The sequence below is a fragment of the Nocardiopsis camelliae genome (genome assembly GCF_028993595.1).
Lineage (GTDB): Bacteria > Actinomycetota > Actinomycetes > Streptosporangiales > Streptosporangiaceae > Nocardiopsis > Nocardiopsis dassonvillei.
The window spans coordinates 5700686-5716507 of sequence record NZ_CP118614.1 but is presented as its reverse complement, the minus strand read 5'-3'; the positions used below and the strand labels follow the sequence as shown (position 1 = coordinate 5716507).

At 69.5% G+C, this 15822-nt stretch carries 16 protein-coding genes; 9 read left to right on the top strand and 7 right to left on the bottom strand.

Annotated features, from left to right (window positions below):
• The first annotated feature begins 286 nt into the window (after positions 1–286).
• The gene (locus tag PV789_RS24905) at positions 287–1069 is read left to right on the top strand and encodes an IclR family transcriptional regulator (RefSeq protein ID WP_274974798.1); all 783 of its coding nucleotides are present in this window, start codon (positions 287–289) and stop codon (positions 1067–1069) included.
• 59 nt (positions 1070–1128) lie between these two features.
• On the opposite strand, the gene PV789_RS24900 is transcribed toward PV789_RS24905, so the two are convergent.
• The 3 genes from PV789_RS24900 to PV789_RS24890 all read right to left on the bottom strand — a co-directional run bounded on the left by PV789_RS24900 (position 1129) and on the right by PV789_RS24890 (position 3065).
• Positions 1129–1992 (bottom strand): RpnC/YadD family protein, encoded by an 864-nt coding sequence (locus tag PV789_RS24900; protein WP_274974797.1) that lies wholly within the window; start codon positions 1990–1992, stop codon positions 1129–1131.
• Positions 1993–2029: 37 nt separating this feature from the next.
• Entirely contained in the window at positions 2030–2581 is a 552-nt protein-coding gene (locus tag PV789_RS24895) for a hypothetical protein (RefSeq protein ID WP_274974796.1), read from the bottom strand.
• Positions 2582–2882: 301 nt separating this feature from the next.
• The gene (locus tag PV789_RS24890; protein WP_274978248.1) at positions 2883–3065 is read right to left on the bottom strand and encodes a DUF397 domain-containing protein; all 183 of its coding nucleotides are present in this window, start codon (positions 3063–3065) and stop codon (positions 2883–2885) included.
• 43 nt (positions 3066–3108) lie between these two features.
• On the opposite strand from PV789_RS24890, the gene PV789_RS24885 reads away from it, so the two are divergent.
• From PV789_RS24885 to PV789_RS24870, 4 genes are all read left to right on the top strand, one after another.
• Entirely contained in the window at positions 3109–3948 is an 840-nt protein-coding gene (locus tag PV789_RS24885; RefSeq protein ID WP_274974795.1) for a hypothetical protein, read from the top strand.
• Between the two features lie 505 nt (positions 3949–4453).
• A complete protein-coding gene (locus PV789_RS24880; protein WP_274974794.1) occupies positions 4454–4873 on the top strand; it encodes a YncE family protein in 420 nt (139 codons plus the stop codon).
• A 105-nt stretch (positions 4874–4978) separates the two neighbouring features.
• Positions 4979–5203: a hypothetical protein gene (locus tag PV789_RS24875; protein WP_274974793.1), complete on the top strand. Its 225-nt coding sequence runs from the start codon at positions 4979–4981 to the stop codon at positions 5201–5203.
• Between the two features lie 114 nt (positions 5204–5317).
• The gene (locus PV789_RS24870) at positions 5318–5632 is read left to right on the top strand and encodes a hypothetical protein (RefSeq protein WP_274974792.1); all 315 of its coding nucleotides are present in this window, start codon (positions 5318–5320) and stop codon (positions 5630–5632) included.
• 111 nt (positions 5633–5743) lie between these two features.
• On the opposite strand, the gene PV789_RS24865 is transcribed toward PV789_RS24870, so the two are convergent.
• From PV789_RS24865 to PV789_RS24855, 3 genes are all read right to left on the bottom strand, one after another.
• Positions 5744–6655 carry a 5'-methylthioadenosine/S-adenosylhomocysteine nucleosidase family protein gene (locus tag PV789_RS24865; RefSeq protein ID WP_274974791.1) on the bottom strand — a complete coding sequence of 304 codons (912 nt, stop codon included), beginning with the start codon at positions 6653–6655 and terminating at the stop codon, positions 5744–5746.
• A 54-nt stretch (positions 6656–6709) separates the two neighbouring features.
• Positions 6710–8515: an AbeC-like domain-containing protein gene (locus tag PV789_RS24860; RefSeq protein ID WP_274974790.1), complete on the bottom strand. Its 1806-nt coding sequence runs from the start codon at positions 8513–8515 to the stop codon at positions 6710–6712.
• Positions 8516–8643: 128 nt separating this feature from the next.
• Positions 8644–9324, bottom strand: coding sequence for a hypothetical protein (locus tag PV789_RS24855; protein WP_274974789.1), 681 nt, complete (start codon positions 9322–9324; stop codon positions 8644–8646).
• A 120-nt stretch (positions 9325–9444) separates the two neighbouring features.
• Between PV789_RS24855 and PV789_RS24850 the strand changes: the two genes are divergently transcribed.
• The 4 genes from PV789_RS24850 to PV789_RS24835 all read left to right on the top strand — a co-directional run bounded on the left by PV789_RS24850 (position 9445) and on the right by PV789_RS24835 (position 13334).
• Entirely contained in the window at positions 9445–10182 is a 738-nt protein-coding gene (locus PV789_RS24850) for an NUDIX hydrolase (protein ID WP_274974788.1), read from the top strand.
• Between the two features lie 190 nt (positions 10183–10372).
• Complete coding sequence (locus PV789_RS24845; RefSeq protein WP_274974787.1) at positions 10373–10828, top strand: DUF6098 family protein; 456 nt, start codon at positions 10373–10375, stop codon at positions 10826–10828.
• A gap of 75 nt (positions 10829–10903) precedes the next feature.
• Positions 10904–11872 (top strand): zinc-binding dehydrogenase, encoded by a 969-nt coding sequence (locus PV789_RS24840; protein ID WP_274974786.1) that lies wholly within the window; start codon positions 10904–10906, stop codon positions 11870–11872.
• 229 nt (positions 11873–12101) lie between these two features.
• The gene (locus PV789_RS24835) at positions 12102–13334 is read left to right on the top strand and encodes an IS30 family transposase (protein WP_274974122.1); all 1233 of its coding nucleotides are present in this window, start codon (positions 12102–12104) and stop codon (positions 13332–13334) included.
• A 143-nt stretch (positions 13335–13477) separates the two neighbouring features.
• Here the strand turns inward: PV789_RS24835 and PV789_RS24830 are convergent, their stop codons facing one another.
• Entirely contained in the window at positions 13478–15715 is a 2238-nt protein-coding gene (locus PV789_RS24830; protein WP_274974785.1) for an apolipoprotein A-IV repeat region-like domain-containing protein, read from the bottom strand.
• Between the last annotated feature and the right edge of the window lie 107 nt (positions 15716–15822).

The following is a 15822-nucleotide window of genomic DNA, read 5'->3' as shown; positions in this document are numbered from 1 at the left end:
CGGGGCCGAGGGGTGGGTGGTGGAGAGCATGGCAGGCCTTGTTTCGAAGGGGGCGGGCGCTCCGCCGCGGCGGGTGCGGACGCGGGGAAGGGCAGGGGCGCAGACGGCGGGAACCCCTGTGGCGGAAGGGTTTCGCCACGTGTTCCGGGGCGCGCGGGACGGTGTCCGGGCGAACGGCGTTCTACACTGAGGACCCCGAGGCGGACGTCCTCGCTCGCCCCCGGCGGGCCGTCCGCGGCCGGGGGGGGCCGACCCGGCCCGCACGCAGCAGGAAGGAGGCGGTCGAGTGTCGGCCGCGGAAGGTCACGGCGGTGTCCGAGAGGTCAAGTCGGCGGCGCGCACCGTCGAACTCCTGGAGATCCTGGCGCGCTACCGGGACCCGATCACCCTGCGCACCCTCTCGGAGGAGATGGGTATCCCCCGCAGCAGCCTGTACGCGCTGGTGCAGACGCTCGTGAACCGGGGCTGGGTGCGTTCCGACCCCACCGGGACCCTCTACGCGCTGGGCATCCGCGCGCTCTTCACCGGGACCGGCTACATCGACTCCGACGCCCGCGTGGCCCAGGCGCGCGGCCACCTGGACTCCCTCGCCGAGAAGTTGGGCGAGACCGTCCACTTGGCCCGCCTCGACGGCGGCGACGTCGTCTACCTGGCCACCCAGGAGTCACGGCACTACCTGCGCCCCTTCAGCCGGGTGGGCCGACGGCTGCCCGCGCACAGCACCGCCCTGGGCAAGGCCCTGCTCGCCGAGCGCGAGGACGGGCAGGTGCGCGACCTGCTGCCCGCGAAGCTGGAGGCGCTCACCGACGAGACGATCACCGACGTGGACGCGCTCCTGGATGATCTGGCGCGCATCCGCGAGCGCGGCTACTCCACCGATGACGGTGAGAACGTCGTGGGCCTGCGGTGCGTGGCGGTGTCCCTGCGCTACGACAACCCGGCCGTGGACGCCCTGAGCTGCTCGGTCCCGACGCCCCGGTACACCGATGAGGTGGCCGCGGCCGTGCTGGAGGCCCTGATGGAGGCGCGGGCGATCCTGGAGCGCTACTGGCCCCCGACCCTGGGGTGAGGTGTGGGGGTGGGAAGCCGCGGCTTCCCACCCCCCACACGTGGTCGTGGTGCCCGGCCTCAGCCGAAGAGTTCCTCGGGGCTGTTGACCTTGGCGGCCTTGCTGGCCCAGCCTTCGAGGGTGGCGAGGTCGTCACAGGATTCGATCCGTTGGCGGACCTCGTCGGAGACCTCGAAGCCCCGGGAGGAGAGGAAGAGGATCACGCTGCGCGCGACGCCCTCCTCGCGGCCTTCCTCGCGGCCGATGTCGACGTACTCGCGGGCGAAGTCGCTCTGCCAGTTGTAGGTTCCCACGGACATCAGGTCCTCCAGGTATTTCCGGGCCTCGTCGGAGCGCCCGGCCAGTACGTAGTCATAGTAGAACGCGCGGTGGTCGGAGGACACGGCGTTCAGCGCCTCCATCACCGCGTCCAGCGTGCGCAGATCGTGGTCACCGTGCGCCTTGGCCGACAGCACCGCCAGTTCGGGCATACTCCGCGCCTGCTCCGGGTCAGCGACCACCGGAGTGTTGGACGGTCCCACCACGAGAGGCGTGAGGTGGTCGCCCGGGTGCCCGGTGTGGATCGGACCGGTGTAGTACCGGGCGAGTGCGTCGGTGGGGCACAGCGCCAATAGCACTGTCGGGCACTTGACCTGGGCCCGGACAGTGGCGTGATAGACCGGCCAGGTCCAGAACTTGTCCTGTTCCTGCTTGTGCTGGCGCTCCACGACCACGGCCAGGACCTTCTCGGTGCCGTTGCGCAGCACCACGGCGCCGTCGCTGGTGTAGACGCGCGGTTTGCTGTCGGTGCACTCGGAGGAGGTCATCGAGGCCTCGGTGTACTCGGGCAGTTCGAAGCCCACCGCGTCACGGAGCAGGGGGATGACCACCTCCGGTGCGTTCCGAATGATCTTCAGGGGTATCTCGTGTTCTTCGCTGGGCACGGCGTTCCTTGTTGTTGTCGTAGGGGCGGGGAAGGGGTCACGCGGGTGCGGCCTGGCGCTGCTGGTCGTGCCAGGTGCGGACGAGGGAGGCGAGTTCGGCCCACTCGGCGGAGCGGGTGGGTCGGGCTGGCCGGGTGCGGGCGGGTTCGGTGGGCCGGACGACGCCGAAGCGGGGCGCGGGTTCGCCGAGCAGGTCGCCGCCGGGGTCGTCCCGCCACTGCTGGACCAGGGCGGCGGCGCGTTCCTGGACGAGGGCGAACGCGCGTTGGACCTCGTCCGTCTCGGAAGCGGGTTCGGCGCTGCGGGGCGCTGGGATCCGGACCGTGGATACGCGTGCGCTCAGAAGTTCGTGGGCGGCGAAGTAGGGCCTGACCAGGGCGATGTCCTCGGCCGGAACGGTCTGCCCGGGCAGTGCCAGGCGGGGAGGCGGAAGCGGGGCCGGGAGAGGCGCGGGAGCGTGGCGGTGGACGCGGGTGGAGCGGCGACGGCGGCGACCGGCCACGGTGGAGTGGCGTCCGCAGGGGGCGGAGAGGAAGGCGATCAGCGGGCCGAGGGCACGCCGGATAAGGGACACGCTAAAATCGCGCATGTCGGCAAGTCCTTGTGGTTGAAGAAGTCAATGTTGCTGGCCAAGGCCCCGGGCGGTTAGTGACCGTCGCGGGGTCATTCGTGCTTTCAGTTGTGTGTTCGGGAAAAGGGTAAGGCATCGCGGGAGTGCTTGGCGAAACTACGGCGAAGTAATGTTCGAGGAACCCGAAAGTTGGCCGTCGGTGCAGCTCAGAAGCCTTGCGAGGACTTTGCTCGCCAAAAAGAAAAAAGGTTCTATCCGGGCATGGGGCACAAAAAGGCCCCCGTCCCGGAAACGCGGGACAGGGGCCGGTGCGATGCGGTCAGCGGTCGCCCTTGACGGAGGCGAGGAAGCCGGACCAGGCGGGGCTTCCGAAGGCGAGGTGGCCGTGGTCGCGGTGCTGAGTGTCGCGGACCAGGGTGTGCTCGGAGCCCTCGGCGACCTCCACACAGTTCTGGTGCGAGCCACCGCTGTAGCTGCTCTTGTGCCACTGAGGTGATCCCAGCGAGTTTGGAGATGGGGTTCTTCCCTGGGGGAACGGCAGTGTTGTGGGATTGCAGTCATCAAATGGAAACAGTCTTTATGAGCATTCTGCCGATTCCCTGATGGGAGGGGGCCAAGATGGAGACTATTATTTTTCTGATGAATATTTTATGAGGATCTCTCCTGAAGGTGAAGGCATGTCCATGGAATCGTATGAACTTGATTCTGGAGAGCTGCCATGGGAGGAAAATGTTAGTTCTCTCTGTGCAACCGGCCGGTTTGATGCCTCTGTTGGAGTGGACGTGATGCCTGTCCCTGTAGGATTTATTGCTTCTTTGAACTGCCTTGCAGAAGATGGTGGAGTACGGCAGGCTCTGGTGCATCTAGGGGAAGACAAAGGAGGTGAATACTGGAGAGAGGAGTGGGATGCGGAGGCGTCCGAAAACATAGACATGTTCTACCTGTCGGGTGCGACGGTTCCCGGTACAACGGATGATCTGCTGGGTCAGGCGCTGGCTTCCCAAAACGGTGATATCGAGTACACATTTGTTGCGGATGGCGCCAGAATGGCTGCGGGTGCAGATTATGTAGTTCCGTCGGTTTTTGATTACCAGCCTCTGCGCGAGGTGTTCCCGGTTCCTCTTGAAGACGACGAGGTCCGCCCCGACTTGGTTGTCTTCGGTATGCCTGCGGAGATCGATCTCCAAGTGGCTGTTCAGGGCGCTTGGCAACTCGTTCAGGACCCAGCGGTCGACGTGGGAATGGAAGACTTCTCTATCTTGGAATTCCGTGAGCAAGGCGAGTCGGTGCATGCGACCAGCTGCAGAAACTGGGAGGAGCAAAGTCCTCCGTCTGCTGTAAGGACCTTGGTTAACGAGATGCTCAGTTCTTTGAGAGAAGAGTAACGACCTTCAGAGGGCATCGATGACTCGCCGCTGATCGACGGTGAGATTGAGGTCGGTGTAGAGCCCCAACACCGTTATTTTAGGTTGTTGTCGCTGGGGGAACTGCAAGCTGGTGTGGGTAAGCGATCGAGGCCGACTGTTGGGATTGGGAAAATTTCCGACAGAAAGGTCGGCTGAAGGTGCGCTCGAAACTGGCTGGAGCGAAATCGCTGTTTCTGGCGTTCGGAATTTCGATCGCCACGTCGTCTACCGCAGACAGGCACTTCAGGAACTATGACAAATCGGCTTTACAACTGGAGTACTAGGGTGTCTTCGCGGGGAAATCTGGTTGATGATGAACAGGAAAGCCTTCTGGTCAGTGGTTACGGCCGCTCCCGCGCTCCTTCTGGTGGTGAGCGGGTTCGTCCTGTTGTCTGACCAGGACACCGGACAGAGTTCGTCCCGGCGGTTAGCCGAATACGAGGTCGCCCACGAGGTGACCGGACGCCAACCCGAACAGCTTTCCGTGCCGACCACTGTCTCCGAGGCCGCGTGGACCTGGGAAGGACCGGAGGACAGCGCGCTCCTGGAGATCCTCCCCATGCCTACGGGCGCGGTGCTGCACATGCAGGACGGGGCCGTGGAACTGGACACCCGTACCGGAGAGGAGGTGTGGAGCTACCGGCTTCTGGAAGCCGAGGCCGAGCTCGCCGTCTCGCCGGACGGATCCCTGGTCGCGGTGAGCGCGGGTGGTTCCCTCACGCTCCTGGACTCGGGAACCGGCGAGGAGGTGCGCTTCGTCGAGCACGGTGAGACCGAGGCGGGGTACCTGTCCCTCGGGGGCGGGCCTGGTGGCCGACGAAGGGCTTGTCACGGCTGGGAGCAGCGGCTCAGAAGGCGTCGTGGTCTCCTTCGACCCGTGGGAAGAGGAACCGGGTTGGCGTAACGATGACCTGGAGTGTGTGGGCGGTTCGGGTAATCCGCACGTTGAGGAGGGTTTCTCACTTCGAGCGGTGTCGTCGTGGTGTACCGGTGCGGTGCTGGCGAGCCCGTGCTGGCCAGTCTCGACACGGCCACGGCCACGGGCGCGGTCCGGTGGAGTCTGGTGCAGGGGCAGGACTTCGACGGCGACTACGAGTACCACGACGCTCCCGAAGAGGTAACCTTCGCGCCGGTGGGCGATGTGGCCGTGCTCCAGAACATGGCATCACTCCGTGGCACCGTCGTCATCGGAACCGAGGGCGGTGGGGTCCTCTCCGACTCACTCCCCAGCTAGAACGAGGACTACGTCCTGCGCATCCTTCCCAACGGGTACCTGGCGGTACGCACCGAGGACCTCGGAGACGGCGAGTGGGAGGTCCGTTTCGAGATGCGGAGTTTCTCGGGTGAGGTGCGGAAGACTGTTGTCACCGACGACGAGAGCCTGAGCAGTACCCTCTCCGGCCAGCTCGCCCTGGAGGACTCCCTGCTCAAGCTGAGGTGGTCCGAGCAGGAAGGCAATATGGAGGTCGCTGTTTTCGACTGGGATTCCGAGAGCCAGGAAACAGCGATGACGCTGCCTGTCGAGGTCGACCTCAGCGAAGTACTCAGCATCTCGCGTAGTGAACAGCTCGTGGGCCCGGGGACCTTCCAGGAAGTCCCGGAAGCCGTACTCCTGCGCGAGTACCCCAGCTCGGGAACGGCCCGCGTGGTCGGCCTGATCTGAACAGAAGGAGAGAGAAGAGCTTCTCGGCTTCCCTCCAGCGATCAGAGTCCGGTCGGGGCGGCGGCGATCATGGGGTTGATCACGCCGCCCCGACGGGTTCCCCTCCCGGGATCAGGCCTCGGAGCCGAACAGGTCCAGGAACTCGCAGGCGAAGGCCGCCGCGTGGGCAGCGGCGACCGGCTGCCAGAAGTCGTCGGAACCGGGGGTCTTGTCGCTGAGCATGTCCGAGATCCCGCGAATCACCAGGGCGTGGGTGCCGAAGGACAGGTAGGCGCCGTGCAGGAACCCGTAGCCCTCCATCTCCACCGCCAGCGCGTCCCCGCAGTAGCGCCGCAGCCGCTCGGCGGTGCGTGAGCGCTCGTGCCCCACGACCGTGCTGCCCGCCGCGATCGGCTTGACGAAGGCCCGCGGCGCGTCCACCCGCGGCGCGGCCAGCGACCGCCGCTGCCACCCGCCGTCCGTGACCACGGTCCTGGCCCTCTGCACGGCGTCGTTCGAGGGCGCCGCCGTCTTGGCCCGGGGCCGGAAGTCCTCCTCATCGTCCTTGCCCGTCTCGTAGTCGTAGATCGCGTCGGCGACCACGACGTCGCCGAGGCGCACGTCCTCCTTGAGCCCTCCGGCGACACCGACGAACAGGATCACCCCGGGGTCGAAGGTCGTGAGCGCCCGCTCCACGTGGACCCCAGCGCCCACGTTGCCCGGCCCGACCTGGGCCAGAGCGACCCGGCGGGTTCTGCGGAAGCCGTTCAGGGTGCCGGTGCGAAACAGCGTTCCGCGTGCGTTCACCTCGCCGGAAGCGTCGGACAGGTGCCTGGCCACGGCGGTGTACTCGCTGGCGAGCGCGGTGATCACCACCGCGTCCGCCGTAGGGCCGGACCGGTTCCCGTCGCGGCCAGCGGTGCGCTGGTGCGAAGGAGCCCGGTCGGGGTGCGCTGGGTTGACGACGGTGTGCGAGCTGAAGTCACCGCCGGATATGGTCTGCTCTCCTCCGGAGAAGTGGGCTCCGTAGTGGTTGTCGTTCATCGCGCTGTCTCCACCTGTCTTCCTCGACCGGTCCACGGGGATCCGGTCCGTGGGCTAGTCGGTCTGGTCGGTCTTGCCGGGCGTTTGTGCGCCGTCGTCCGACGGGGGCTCGTTGATGGTGTTGTGCGAGCTGAAGTCACCGCCGGTGATGGTCTGCTTCCCTCCGGAGAAGTGGGCTCCGTAGTGGTTGAAGGTCTGGATGATGCGGGCGACCTGTTCGGTGTCGTATCCCGCCTCCCGCAGCACGTCGCGGACACAGACCAGCACCTTCTCCGGGATGGCCCGGGTGACGCGGCGGACGTCGTGGGACTGGAAGAGCTGCTGGAGGCCGTCCGTGGCCGCCCGCTCCCGGACGCCCATCCGTGGGGCGTAGTCGAAGAACTCCCCGTGCTCGCGGGCCCAGGCGTGCAGCCGGTCGTTTTTCCTCAGCGCGTTCCGCGACCCGACCCAGGCCAGGGCCTCGACGGGGTTGGTCCTCAGGTCGTCCACGACGCCGAGCAGGGACTGCCACGCCAGCTGGACCCACTCCTCGGCGTCGGCGCCCGTCGGGAGCGGCCCCGCGGGCATCCCGTACTCGGGGGAGATCGGGGGCATGACCAGGGTCTCCCCCTCCACGTGCAGCAGGCCTCCCTGAGTGGACAGGCGCACGAAGACCGTGACCACCACCTGGCTCTCCCACATGCTGATCCCGACTTCCAGGAAGTGCCGGGCGCGCTCGTGGAAGACCTCCACGAAGCCCCGGACCCACTCCTCGCGCAGCCGCCACCGGTTCTGCTCGATCAGCCGTGGGGCCAGGGCCACCACGTCGTCCTGGCGGAGGCCGGGAAGGAAGACGCAGTCGGCCACCTCGACCTCGCGCCGGGTGCTGCTGTGCACCCCCTCGGTTCCGGTGAGCGCGGGAAGCTCCGCGCGCAGTCTGGCATAGAGGCGCTCGACCAGGTCGGCCCCGGCGAGGGCGGGCGCAGACTCGGAGTCCTCGGTCCCGTGGACGGCGGTGGAGGGCGTGGACGGGGCGGCGGCCGGGACCCGCGCGGGTTCGCTCCGGCCGCGGTCGGGGAGGAGCTTGAGGGTCACGGGCCAGGAGTCGTAGCGCGCCCCGGCCCCGACGAAGGGCTTGAAGTCGCTGTAGAAGGCCACCGGAACGGTCCCGACGCCGCTGCCCTTCCAGGCCTGCTCCGCCCGGGCCCTGACGGCGTCCAGGGCGCTGTTGGTCCGCGCCCGGACCCAGCAGCCGAGGCCCACCGCGACGCCGACCAGGAGCAGCAGCCCCAGCCAGGCGGGGAGCAGGCTGGAGCCCTCGGGGAGTTCGGACGAGGCACCGGAACTTCCGGGGAACCCGGTCGAGGGGTCGGAGGCGTCGAACTCTCCCCCTCCGCCGACGCCCATGAACAGGGACGCGGCACCCACGCTCAGCAGCAGGTAGACGACGACCGCGCCGACCAGCCAGACGAGGCAGCCGCCGCGCGGCCTCTCGGCGCCCCGTGCAGCGCGGTAACGGCTCACGGCGCCGACGACGGCGGTCAGCACGAGGGCGCTGAAGCCCACCGCCGGGCTGAGGAGGCAGAGCACCAGGCAGGCTCCGAGGAACCAGGCGCCCGCGGTGGCCCGGACGCTCCTCGCCCGGACGCACTCCTGTGTGACCCGCGCGGCGTCCATGCCGGGTTCGCGGGCCAGGGTGCGGTGGGGGTTCTCCACGCGTTCGCGCAGGACGTCGGCGCGGAAGGCGGGGTCGGTCCAGGCCGCACAGCTCAGGCGTGAGGTGGAGTCGTACTCGGGCGCGCCCGCGGCCGCATCGACGCTCGCCGCGTCCACGCGCTGGGCCGGGCCTCGTACGTTGTTCTGTGATGGTGTCTCGGTCACGACAGGCTCCTTGGGGACACCGCGCGCAGGGGCGGCGTCCTCTGACGAGTGGTCGGGGGATGTCGGGCGGCGGGTGGCACCGCTGCCGCCCGGGGCTCTTCCCGGTCGCGGGCTGAGGCCGGAGGCCGTCAGGAGTCCAGGGAGGGCGTGTCGCCGGGAACCCGTGCGGATTCCCAGGCGGTGTCGAAGATCCGTAGGGCGAAGTCGTACAGCTCGCCCGATCGGTGCGCGACGATACACGGCGAGTGACGCCCGTGTTCGGCGCTTCGGTACAGCGTGATGAAGGCGATGTTGTCGGTGGCGACGACCCGGTAGAGGTTCGGCAGGTCGTAGAAGCGGATCTCGGTGTTCGCCCCCTCCCTCGACGCCTGGGCCAGGTAGTGGAAGTTGGCGAGCACCTGTTCGGAGAGCAGCCCGGGGCTGAACCCGGGGTCCACGGAGATCAGCTCCCTCTCCCGGCGTTCCAGCCAGTTCCCCCCGGGGCCGGGGGAGTGGGGGTCGGGCAGGAGAACCCGTACGGAGCCCGGCGGCCGTCCTCCGCCGCTCCACAACGGCGTGAAGCCGTCCCGGGTGAGTTCGTTCCCCCGCCCGACCATGACGCGCAGCCACCGTGCCCGGCCGATCTCCTCGGACAGTTCGGGCTTCGCGTCGTCCTGGTGCCGGTAGACCCGCAGAGTCCCGAGCCCGCTGAGGCGGGAGGCCGCCGACAGGAGCCACCGGCGGACCCGTCGGGACAGCAGCCATCCCAGCCCGACGGTGGCGGCGGTGGCCGCCAGGGAACTGGCGACTCCGAGCGTGAACTCCGTCAAGGCGTGCTCCTCGCGTGTGTTCCGGCGGGTCCGCGGCGTCCCGGGGGGCTTTTTCTGGTCAACTTGACCATAAGCGAGGCGATGCTTTTGGTCAAGTGGACCTTTAGTAGGATTGGTGGGATGAGTTCCAGTGCGGCGCCCGCCACTCCCAGGTTCCCGGTCTCCGTGACCGTCGACCTCGTCATATTCACCGTGCGCGACGACGCCCTGCACGTACTGCTCGTGGAACGGGGCAAGGAACCCTTCCTCGGTCGCGGCGCGCTGCCCGGCGGATACGTCCGCCCGGAGGAGGGCCTGGACGAGGCGGCCCTGCGTGAACTGGACGAGGAGACGGGGCTGGACGGGCGCAAACTGCACCTGACGCAGTTGCGGGCCTACGGCGATCCCGGCCGTGACCCCAGGGGGCGGGTCGTCACCGTGGCCTACCTGGCGCTGGGGCCGGACCTGCCCACCCCCGTCGCGGGGACCGATGCCGCCGACGCCGTCTGGACGCCGGTCGAGGAGGCGCTCGGCCCGGGTTTCGGCCTGTCCTTCGATCACGGCCGGATCCTGGCCGACGCGGTCGAGGAGGCGCGGTCCCGGCTGGAGTACACGACCGTGGCCGCGGGTTTCTGCCGGGAGCCCTTCACCATCAGCGACCTGCGCAGGGTGTACGAGGTGATCTGGGGCATCTCCTTGGACCCCAGCAACTTCCGCCGCAAGGTCACCAGGACGGCGGGCTTCGTCGAGCCCACGGGGGAGCGGCGCACGGCGGAGGCGGGCCGTCCGGCGGCCCTGTACCGGTTCGGCGGCGCCCGTGAGCTGTACCCGCCGCTCCTGCGGTCCGGTGACGTGGCGGGGGCGGGGGAGCGCGCCTGAACCGGGGACGGCAACGGGAAGTGCGCCGGAATGCGGGGACGACGGCATCGCAGAGCGGGGCCGAGCCGGGGAGCGCGCCGGAGCGGGAGCGCCGGGGGCGGGGCGCGAGCCCGTGAACGGCGCGGCGGCCTTGCCTCCGTGTTGACGCGCGGCCGGGCTTCCTCCCCGGCGAGCGGGGTAGTCGGGCCGTATGGACGCGACTCCTCAGCACCACGGCTCACCGGCAGCCCTGCCCACTGTCGCCAGCCTGTCCGAGCTGGCCGACCTCATCCGCGGCCACGACCGCCTCTACCTGCGCTACTCGGACGGCCCCGAGTGGGACCGCCACGTCGTGAGCAAGGACTACGAGAGCGAACTCGAACTCCCCGGTCTCTCGGTCACCGTCCTCACCCCCGAGTCCTGGTGGACCCGGCCCCTGGAGGACTGGCTCTCCCGCCAGGTGCGCAAGTACGCCTCATTGGTCGAGGACGACCCGGACCGGGTGGGGTGGGTCCTCCGGGGCGACACCGTCGCCCACGGCCCCGACCACGAACCGCTCCTGGGCGGGGTGCGGCCGGTCGCCTACCTCTCCGAGGCCGTGATGGAGGAGGCGCAGCGCAGGTACCGGGAGCGCTTCGAGGCGGGCAGGAAGCCGACCGACCCGTAGCGGCCGGTCCGCTCCCCGCGCGTTTCGGCCCCCGGGGGTGGAACCGGATTCGGTCTCCGTGGTTGGCTTCGGGGTATGTTCGCTATCACCGCAGCACGCTTCGCGCCCGACGACCCCGTCTCCGCCCTGGAGGCGGGCGAACGCCCCGACCCCGAACCCCGTGAGGGGTGGACGACCGTCGACGTCAGGGCCGCGTCCCTCAACCACCACGATCTGTGGAGTCTGCGCGGCGTCGGGCTCAGCGAGGAGCGCCTGCCCATGATCCTCGGCTGCGACGCGGCCGGGGTGGACGAGGACGGCAACGAGGTCATCGTGCACGGCGTCGTCGGCGACCCGGCCGCCGGGGGAGGGAACGAGACGCGCGACCCCCGCCGGTCGCTGCTCTCGGAGATCCACGACGGCACCTTCGCCGAGAAGGTCCTGGTGCCCCGCGCCAACCTGGTGCCCAAGCCGGAGGAGCTGTCCTTCGAGGAGGCCGCCTGCCTGCCGACCGCGTGGCTGACCGCCTACAGCATGCTCTTCGGCAAGGCCGACCTGCGGCCGGGCTCCACGGTGCTCGTCCAGGGCGCCGGGGGAGGCGTGGCCGGGGCGCTCATCCGGCTGGCGTCGCAGGTGGGCCACCGGGTCTACGCCACCAGCCGCAGCGAGGAGAAGCGGACCAGGGCCCTCTCCCTGGGCGCGCACGCGGCGCTGCCCACCGGCGAGCGCCTGCCGGAGAAGGTCGACGCCGTCTTCGACTCTGTCGGCCAGGCCACGTGGGCGCACTCGCTGCGCTCCCTGAAGCCGGGCGGTGCCGTCATCACCTGCGGCGCGACCAGCGGCGACGCGCCTCCGGCCGAACTCAACCGGGTGTTCTTCCTCCAGCTGCGGGTCCTGGGCTCCACCATGGGCACCCGTGAGGAGCTGGCCGCCCTGGCCCGGATGTGCGTGCGCACCGGCATCCGGCCCGAGATCGACCGGGTGCTGCCCCTGGCACGGGCCGAGGAGGGCTTCCGGGCGATGGCCGAGGGCGAGCAGTTCGGCAAGATCGTCTTCACGGTCTGAGCGGGCCCGGCGGGGAGGCCGGGGGCGCGGCACGCGGGTTCTGACCCGGGGTGACCTCGTGCCAGTGCCGGTGCCGGTGCCGGTGCCGGCGCCCGTGCCCGTAACCGGTGCCCGGAGTCCGCTCCGGGCGAGGCACCCCGGCGCACCGGCGCGGTTTCCGTACACGGCGGGGCCGGGGCACCCGCTTGGGTTCTAGTGGTGGTTGCAACACCCCAGTTCAAGGGGTGCGATGGACTTCCATATCCGCAAGGACCGAACCCCGCAGGGCCGTAGGAAGCTCTCCGCTGAACGAGCGGCATACTTGCAGCTCATGAAGCAGGGCTACAGCAACACCGAAGCCTGCCAGATGGTGGGCGTCGATGCCCGTACTGGCAGGAAGTGGCGTAACGGACGCAGCGCCGAGAACGACCGCCGAAGGGCGGTACCACCCATCACCACGGTGGTACCGCCCACCGGCCCGTCCCGCTACCTGAACGAGACTGAACGCCTGCACATCGCTGATCTGTACCGCGAGGGCAAGTCCGCGCGAGCCATCGCCGCAGAACTGGGCCGCAACCACTCCACGATCAGCCGGGAAATCCGCCGTAACGGCACTGTGGACCCGCGCGGCAAACGCCACTACCGCCCCCACGCCGCCCAAACCCGCGCCGATGCCCGCCGACCACGCCCCAAGCCCTCCAGAATCTGGCTGAACCCCGAACTACGCGTGCGGATCCAGGAGCTGCTCACCGAAAAATGGAGCCCTGAGCAGATCAGTCGTAGGCTCAAACGCGACTTCCCCGATCGGCCGGAGCTGCACGTGTGCCACGAGACGATCTACCAGGCCCTGTATGTCCAAGGCCGCGGCCAGCTGCGCCGGGAGTTGGCTGGTGCGCTGCGCTCGGGCCGTGCCCGGCGCAAGCCCCGCCGCCAGGCGCAGCAGCGCCATCCCCGTTTCGCCGCCCCCATGGTGATGATCAGCGAGCGTCCTGCGGAGGTCGCTGACCGGGCGGTGCCCGGCCACTGGGAGGGCGACCTGATCATCGGTGCCGATGGTGGCTCGGCGATCGGCACCCTCGTGGAACGCTCCACCCGGTACACGATGCTGCTGCACCTGCCTCACGGGCGCGGCGCGGAGCAGGTGCGTGATGCGTTGACCACCACGGTGCAGACCCTGCCCCGGCATCTGGCCCGCTCGGTGACCTGGGACCAGGGCTCGGAGATGGCCGCCCATGGGGCGTTCACCACCGTCACCGACATCCCCGTCTACTTCTGCGACCCGGCCAGCCCCTGGCAGCGCGGCTCCAACGAGAACACCAACGGGCTACTGCGCCAGTACTTCCCCAAGGGCACCGATCTGTCGGTGCACTCACGTGAGCATCTGGAGGTAGTGGCCGTCCAGCTCAACGGGCGCCCACGCAAAACGCTCGGCTGGGATACCCCAGCCGAGCGCCTCGCTAAGCTGCTCCAAGCGAGCAACTAATCATCGGTGTTGCAACGACCCCTAGAATCCGCCGAGGTGCCCCGGCCCCTTCGCCGTCCGCCGGTCCGCGTCCGACCCGCGTCCGTCCCGCGGTCGCCGGGCGACCATCGGGCGGACCGTCTACGCGGACCCCGCGCTACCGGCTACTCGTCGTCCTCGTCATCGTCGCGGCGGCGCTTCTTCTTGCCGTCCCGGCCCGGGCGCAGCAGCGCCTCGGCCAGGGCGAGCACCGTCTCCTCCAGGGAGGCGAACCGCTTCGTGATGTCGTCGTGCGAGTTCTCGACCGCCTCGGTGACGGTCTCCTCCAGCTCGTGCCGGTCCGGGCGCTGCTTCAGCTCGCGCAGCACCGGCGCCACGGCCGAGGTGACGTGCTCGTCGATCTCGTCCAGCTTGCCGGTGTGGTCCAGCTGCGGCCGCTCCACCAGCTCGGTCAGGCGGCGGTGCAGCTCGCTGACCTCCATGGTCTGCGGCAGCTGGTTGAGCCGCTGGTTGAGCGCCTCCAACCGGTCGTCGAGGGCCTCCATGCGGCCGTCCACGCCCTCGAAGTGCCCGCTGACGCCCTCGAACTGGCCCTCGACACCGTTGACCCGGCCGTCCAGGCCGTCCAGGCGGCCGTTGACGCCGTCCATGCGGCCGTCGATGCGGTCGAGCTTGCCCTCGACCCCCTCGAAGCTTCCCTCGAAGTGCCCCTCGAAGGTGTCGAAGCGGTCGGTGAGGCGGCCCAGCTCGTGGTCCACCTTGCCGGTGATCTGCGCCAGGTGGTTGTCGACCTTGCCGGTCAGGGCCTCGCGCTGGCGCTCCAGACGCTCGTCCAGAGCCGTCCGGTGCGCCTCCACCCGCTCGGTGAGCGACTCGGTCAGCGTCCGCGAACGCTCCTCGGACTCGGTGGCGAGCCGGTCGCCGCTCTCCTGGACGAACGTCCGCAGCTCGGCGAAGTCGGAGGTGACGCGCTCGGCGTCCTCGGCGATGCGGGCGCCCAGGGCGTCGGTGCGCTCGGTCACCGCCTCGCGCAGGCGCTCGGAGGCGGCCTCCGCCTGCTCCCGGGTCTCGGTGCGGCCCAGCTCCATCTGCTCGTTGAGCTCGGACAGGCGCTGGCGCAGGTGGGTGCGCAGCTCGGTGAGCGAGGACTCGTGGTCCTCGCGGAGCTTGGCGAGCGCGCCGGTGACGTCGGCGACCGCGGCGGTGGTCTCGGCGTTGTTCTCCTCGGCCTGGGTGCTGAGGTAGCCGACGCTCTCGGTCAGCTTGGCGGCGAGGGCCTCGTGGCGCTCGGTGGAGGAGGTGGACAGGGCGCCCAGCTCCTCGGCCAGGGCGGCGGTGCGCTCGCCCAGCTCGCCGGTGTTCTCCTGGAGGCGCGACAGCAGCGTCTCGTGCTGTTCGGCGGTCCGCTCCTCCATCGAGGTGCGCAGGCGCTCGGTGCGCTCCTCCACGAGTGTGCGCAGCTCGCCGTTGGCCTGCTCGGCCTTGGCGGCGGCCTCCTCGGCCTTGGCCGCGACGGTCTCGCCCAGGCGGGCGTCGGCGGCGGCCAGGGCCTCACGGCTCTCACTGACGGCGGTGGTGAGGCTCTCACGGCTCTCGTTGACGGTGGCGGTGAGGCTCTCGCGGCTCGCGGCCACGGCCTCGGCCAGCTCGGTGCGGCCCTCGGCCAGGGCCTCGGAGATCTCGGTCCGCCCGCCGGCCAGCGCCTCGGCCAGTTCGGTGCGGCTCTCGCCGACCGCGGCGGTGAGGGCCTCGTGGCGGCTCTCCGACGACTCCGAGAGCGCGGACAGCGACGCCTGCACGGCCTCGGTCCTGGCGGTCAGGGAGGCCAGCGCGGTGTCGAGGGCGTCCAAGCGGGAGCCGAACGTCTCGCTCAGCCCGTCCAGGCGGGCGCCGAGGGTCTCGCCGAGTCCGTTCAGGCGGGTGTCGAGGCTCTCATCCAGCCCGTTCAGGCGCTCGCCCAGCTCGTTGGCCTGCTCGGAGGTGCGGTTGCCCGTCTCGGCCATCCGCTGGAGGCGGGTGAGCGCGGTGTCCAGGTGACCGGCGATGCGGTGGGTGTCCGCGCGCAGGGAGGGCAGGTCCGACAGGGGCTTGACCTGCTGGGCGACGACCTCGATGTGCTCGGCGAGGGTCTCCGCCCACTCCGGCGGCCGGGCGAGGAACTCGTCGACGCGGCCGTTGACCGTGGCGACCGACTCGGTGAGGGCGGTGAGCTCGCGCTCGCGCAGCTCGCGGAGCAGCCACTCCATGCCCTCCAGGCGCTGGCGCATCTCCTCGCTGACGGCGCCCTGCGACTTCTGCTCGGAGACGTGCTCCTGGGCGGCCTGGGAGAGCAGGTCACGCATGCGGTCGGAGATCCCCGCCTGACCTCCTCCGTTGAGGAAGTTGTGATTGGTCTGTTCCACCGAGGTGCTCCTTATTTTTCTGGCGCTCCCGTACCCGTCCGGGAGGAGTGGACGGTGGGTTCCGGACGGCTCGGGTTCTCGATGGTCCCCGGGTGGGTGGTGTCTTT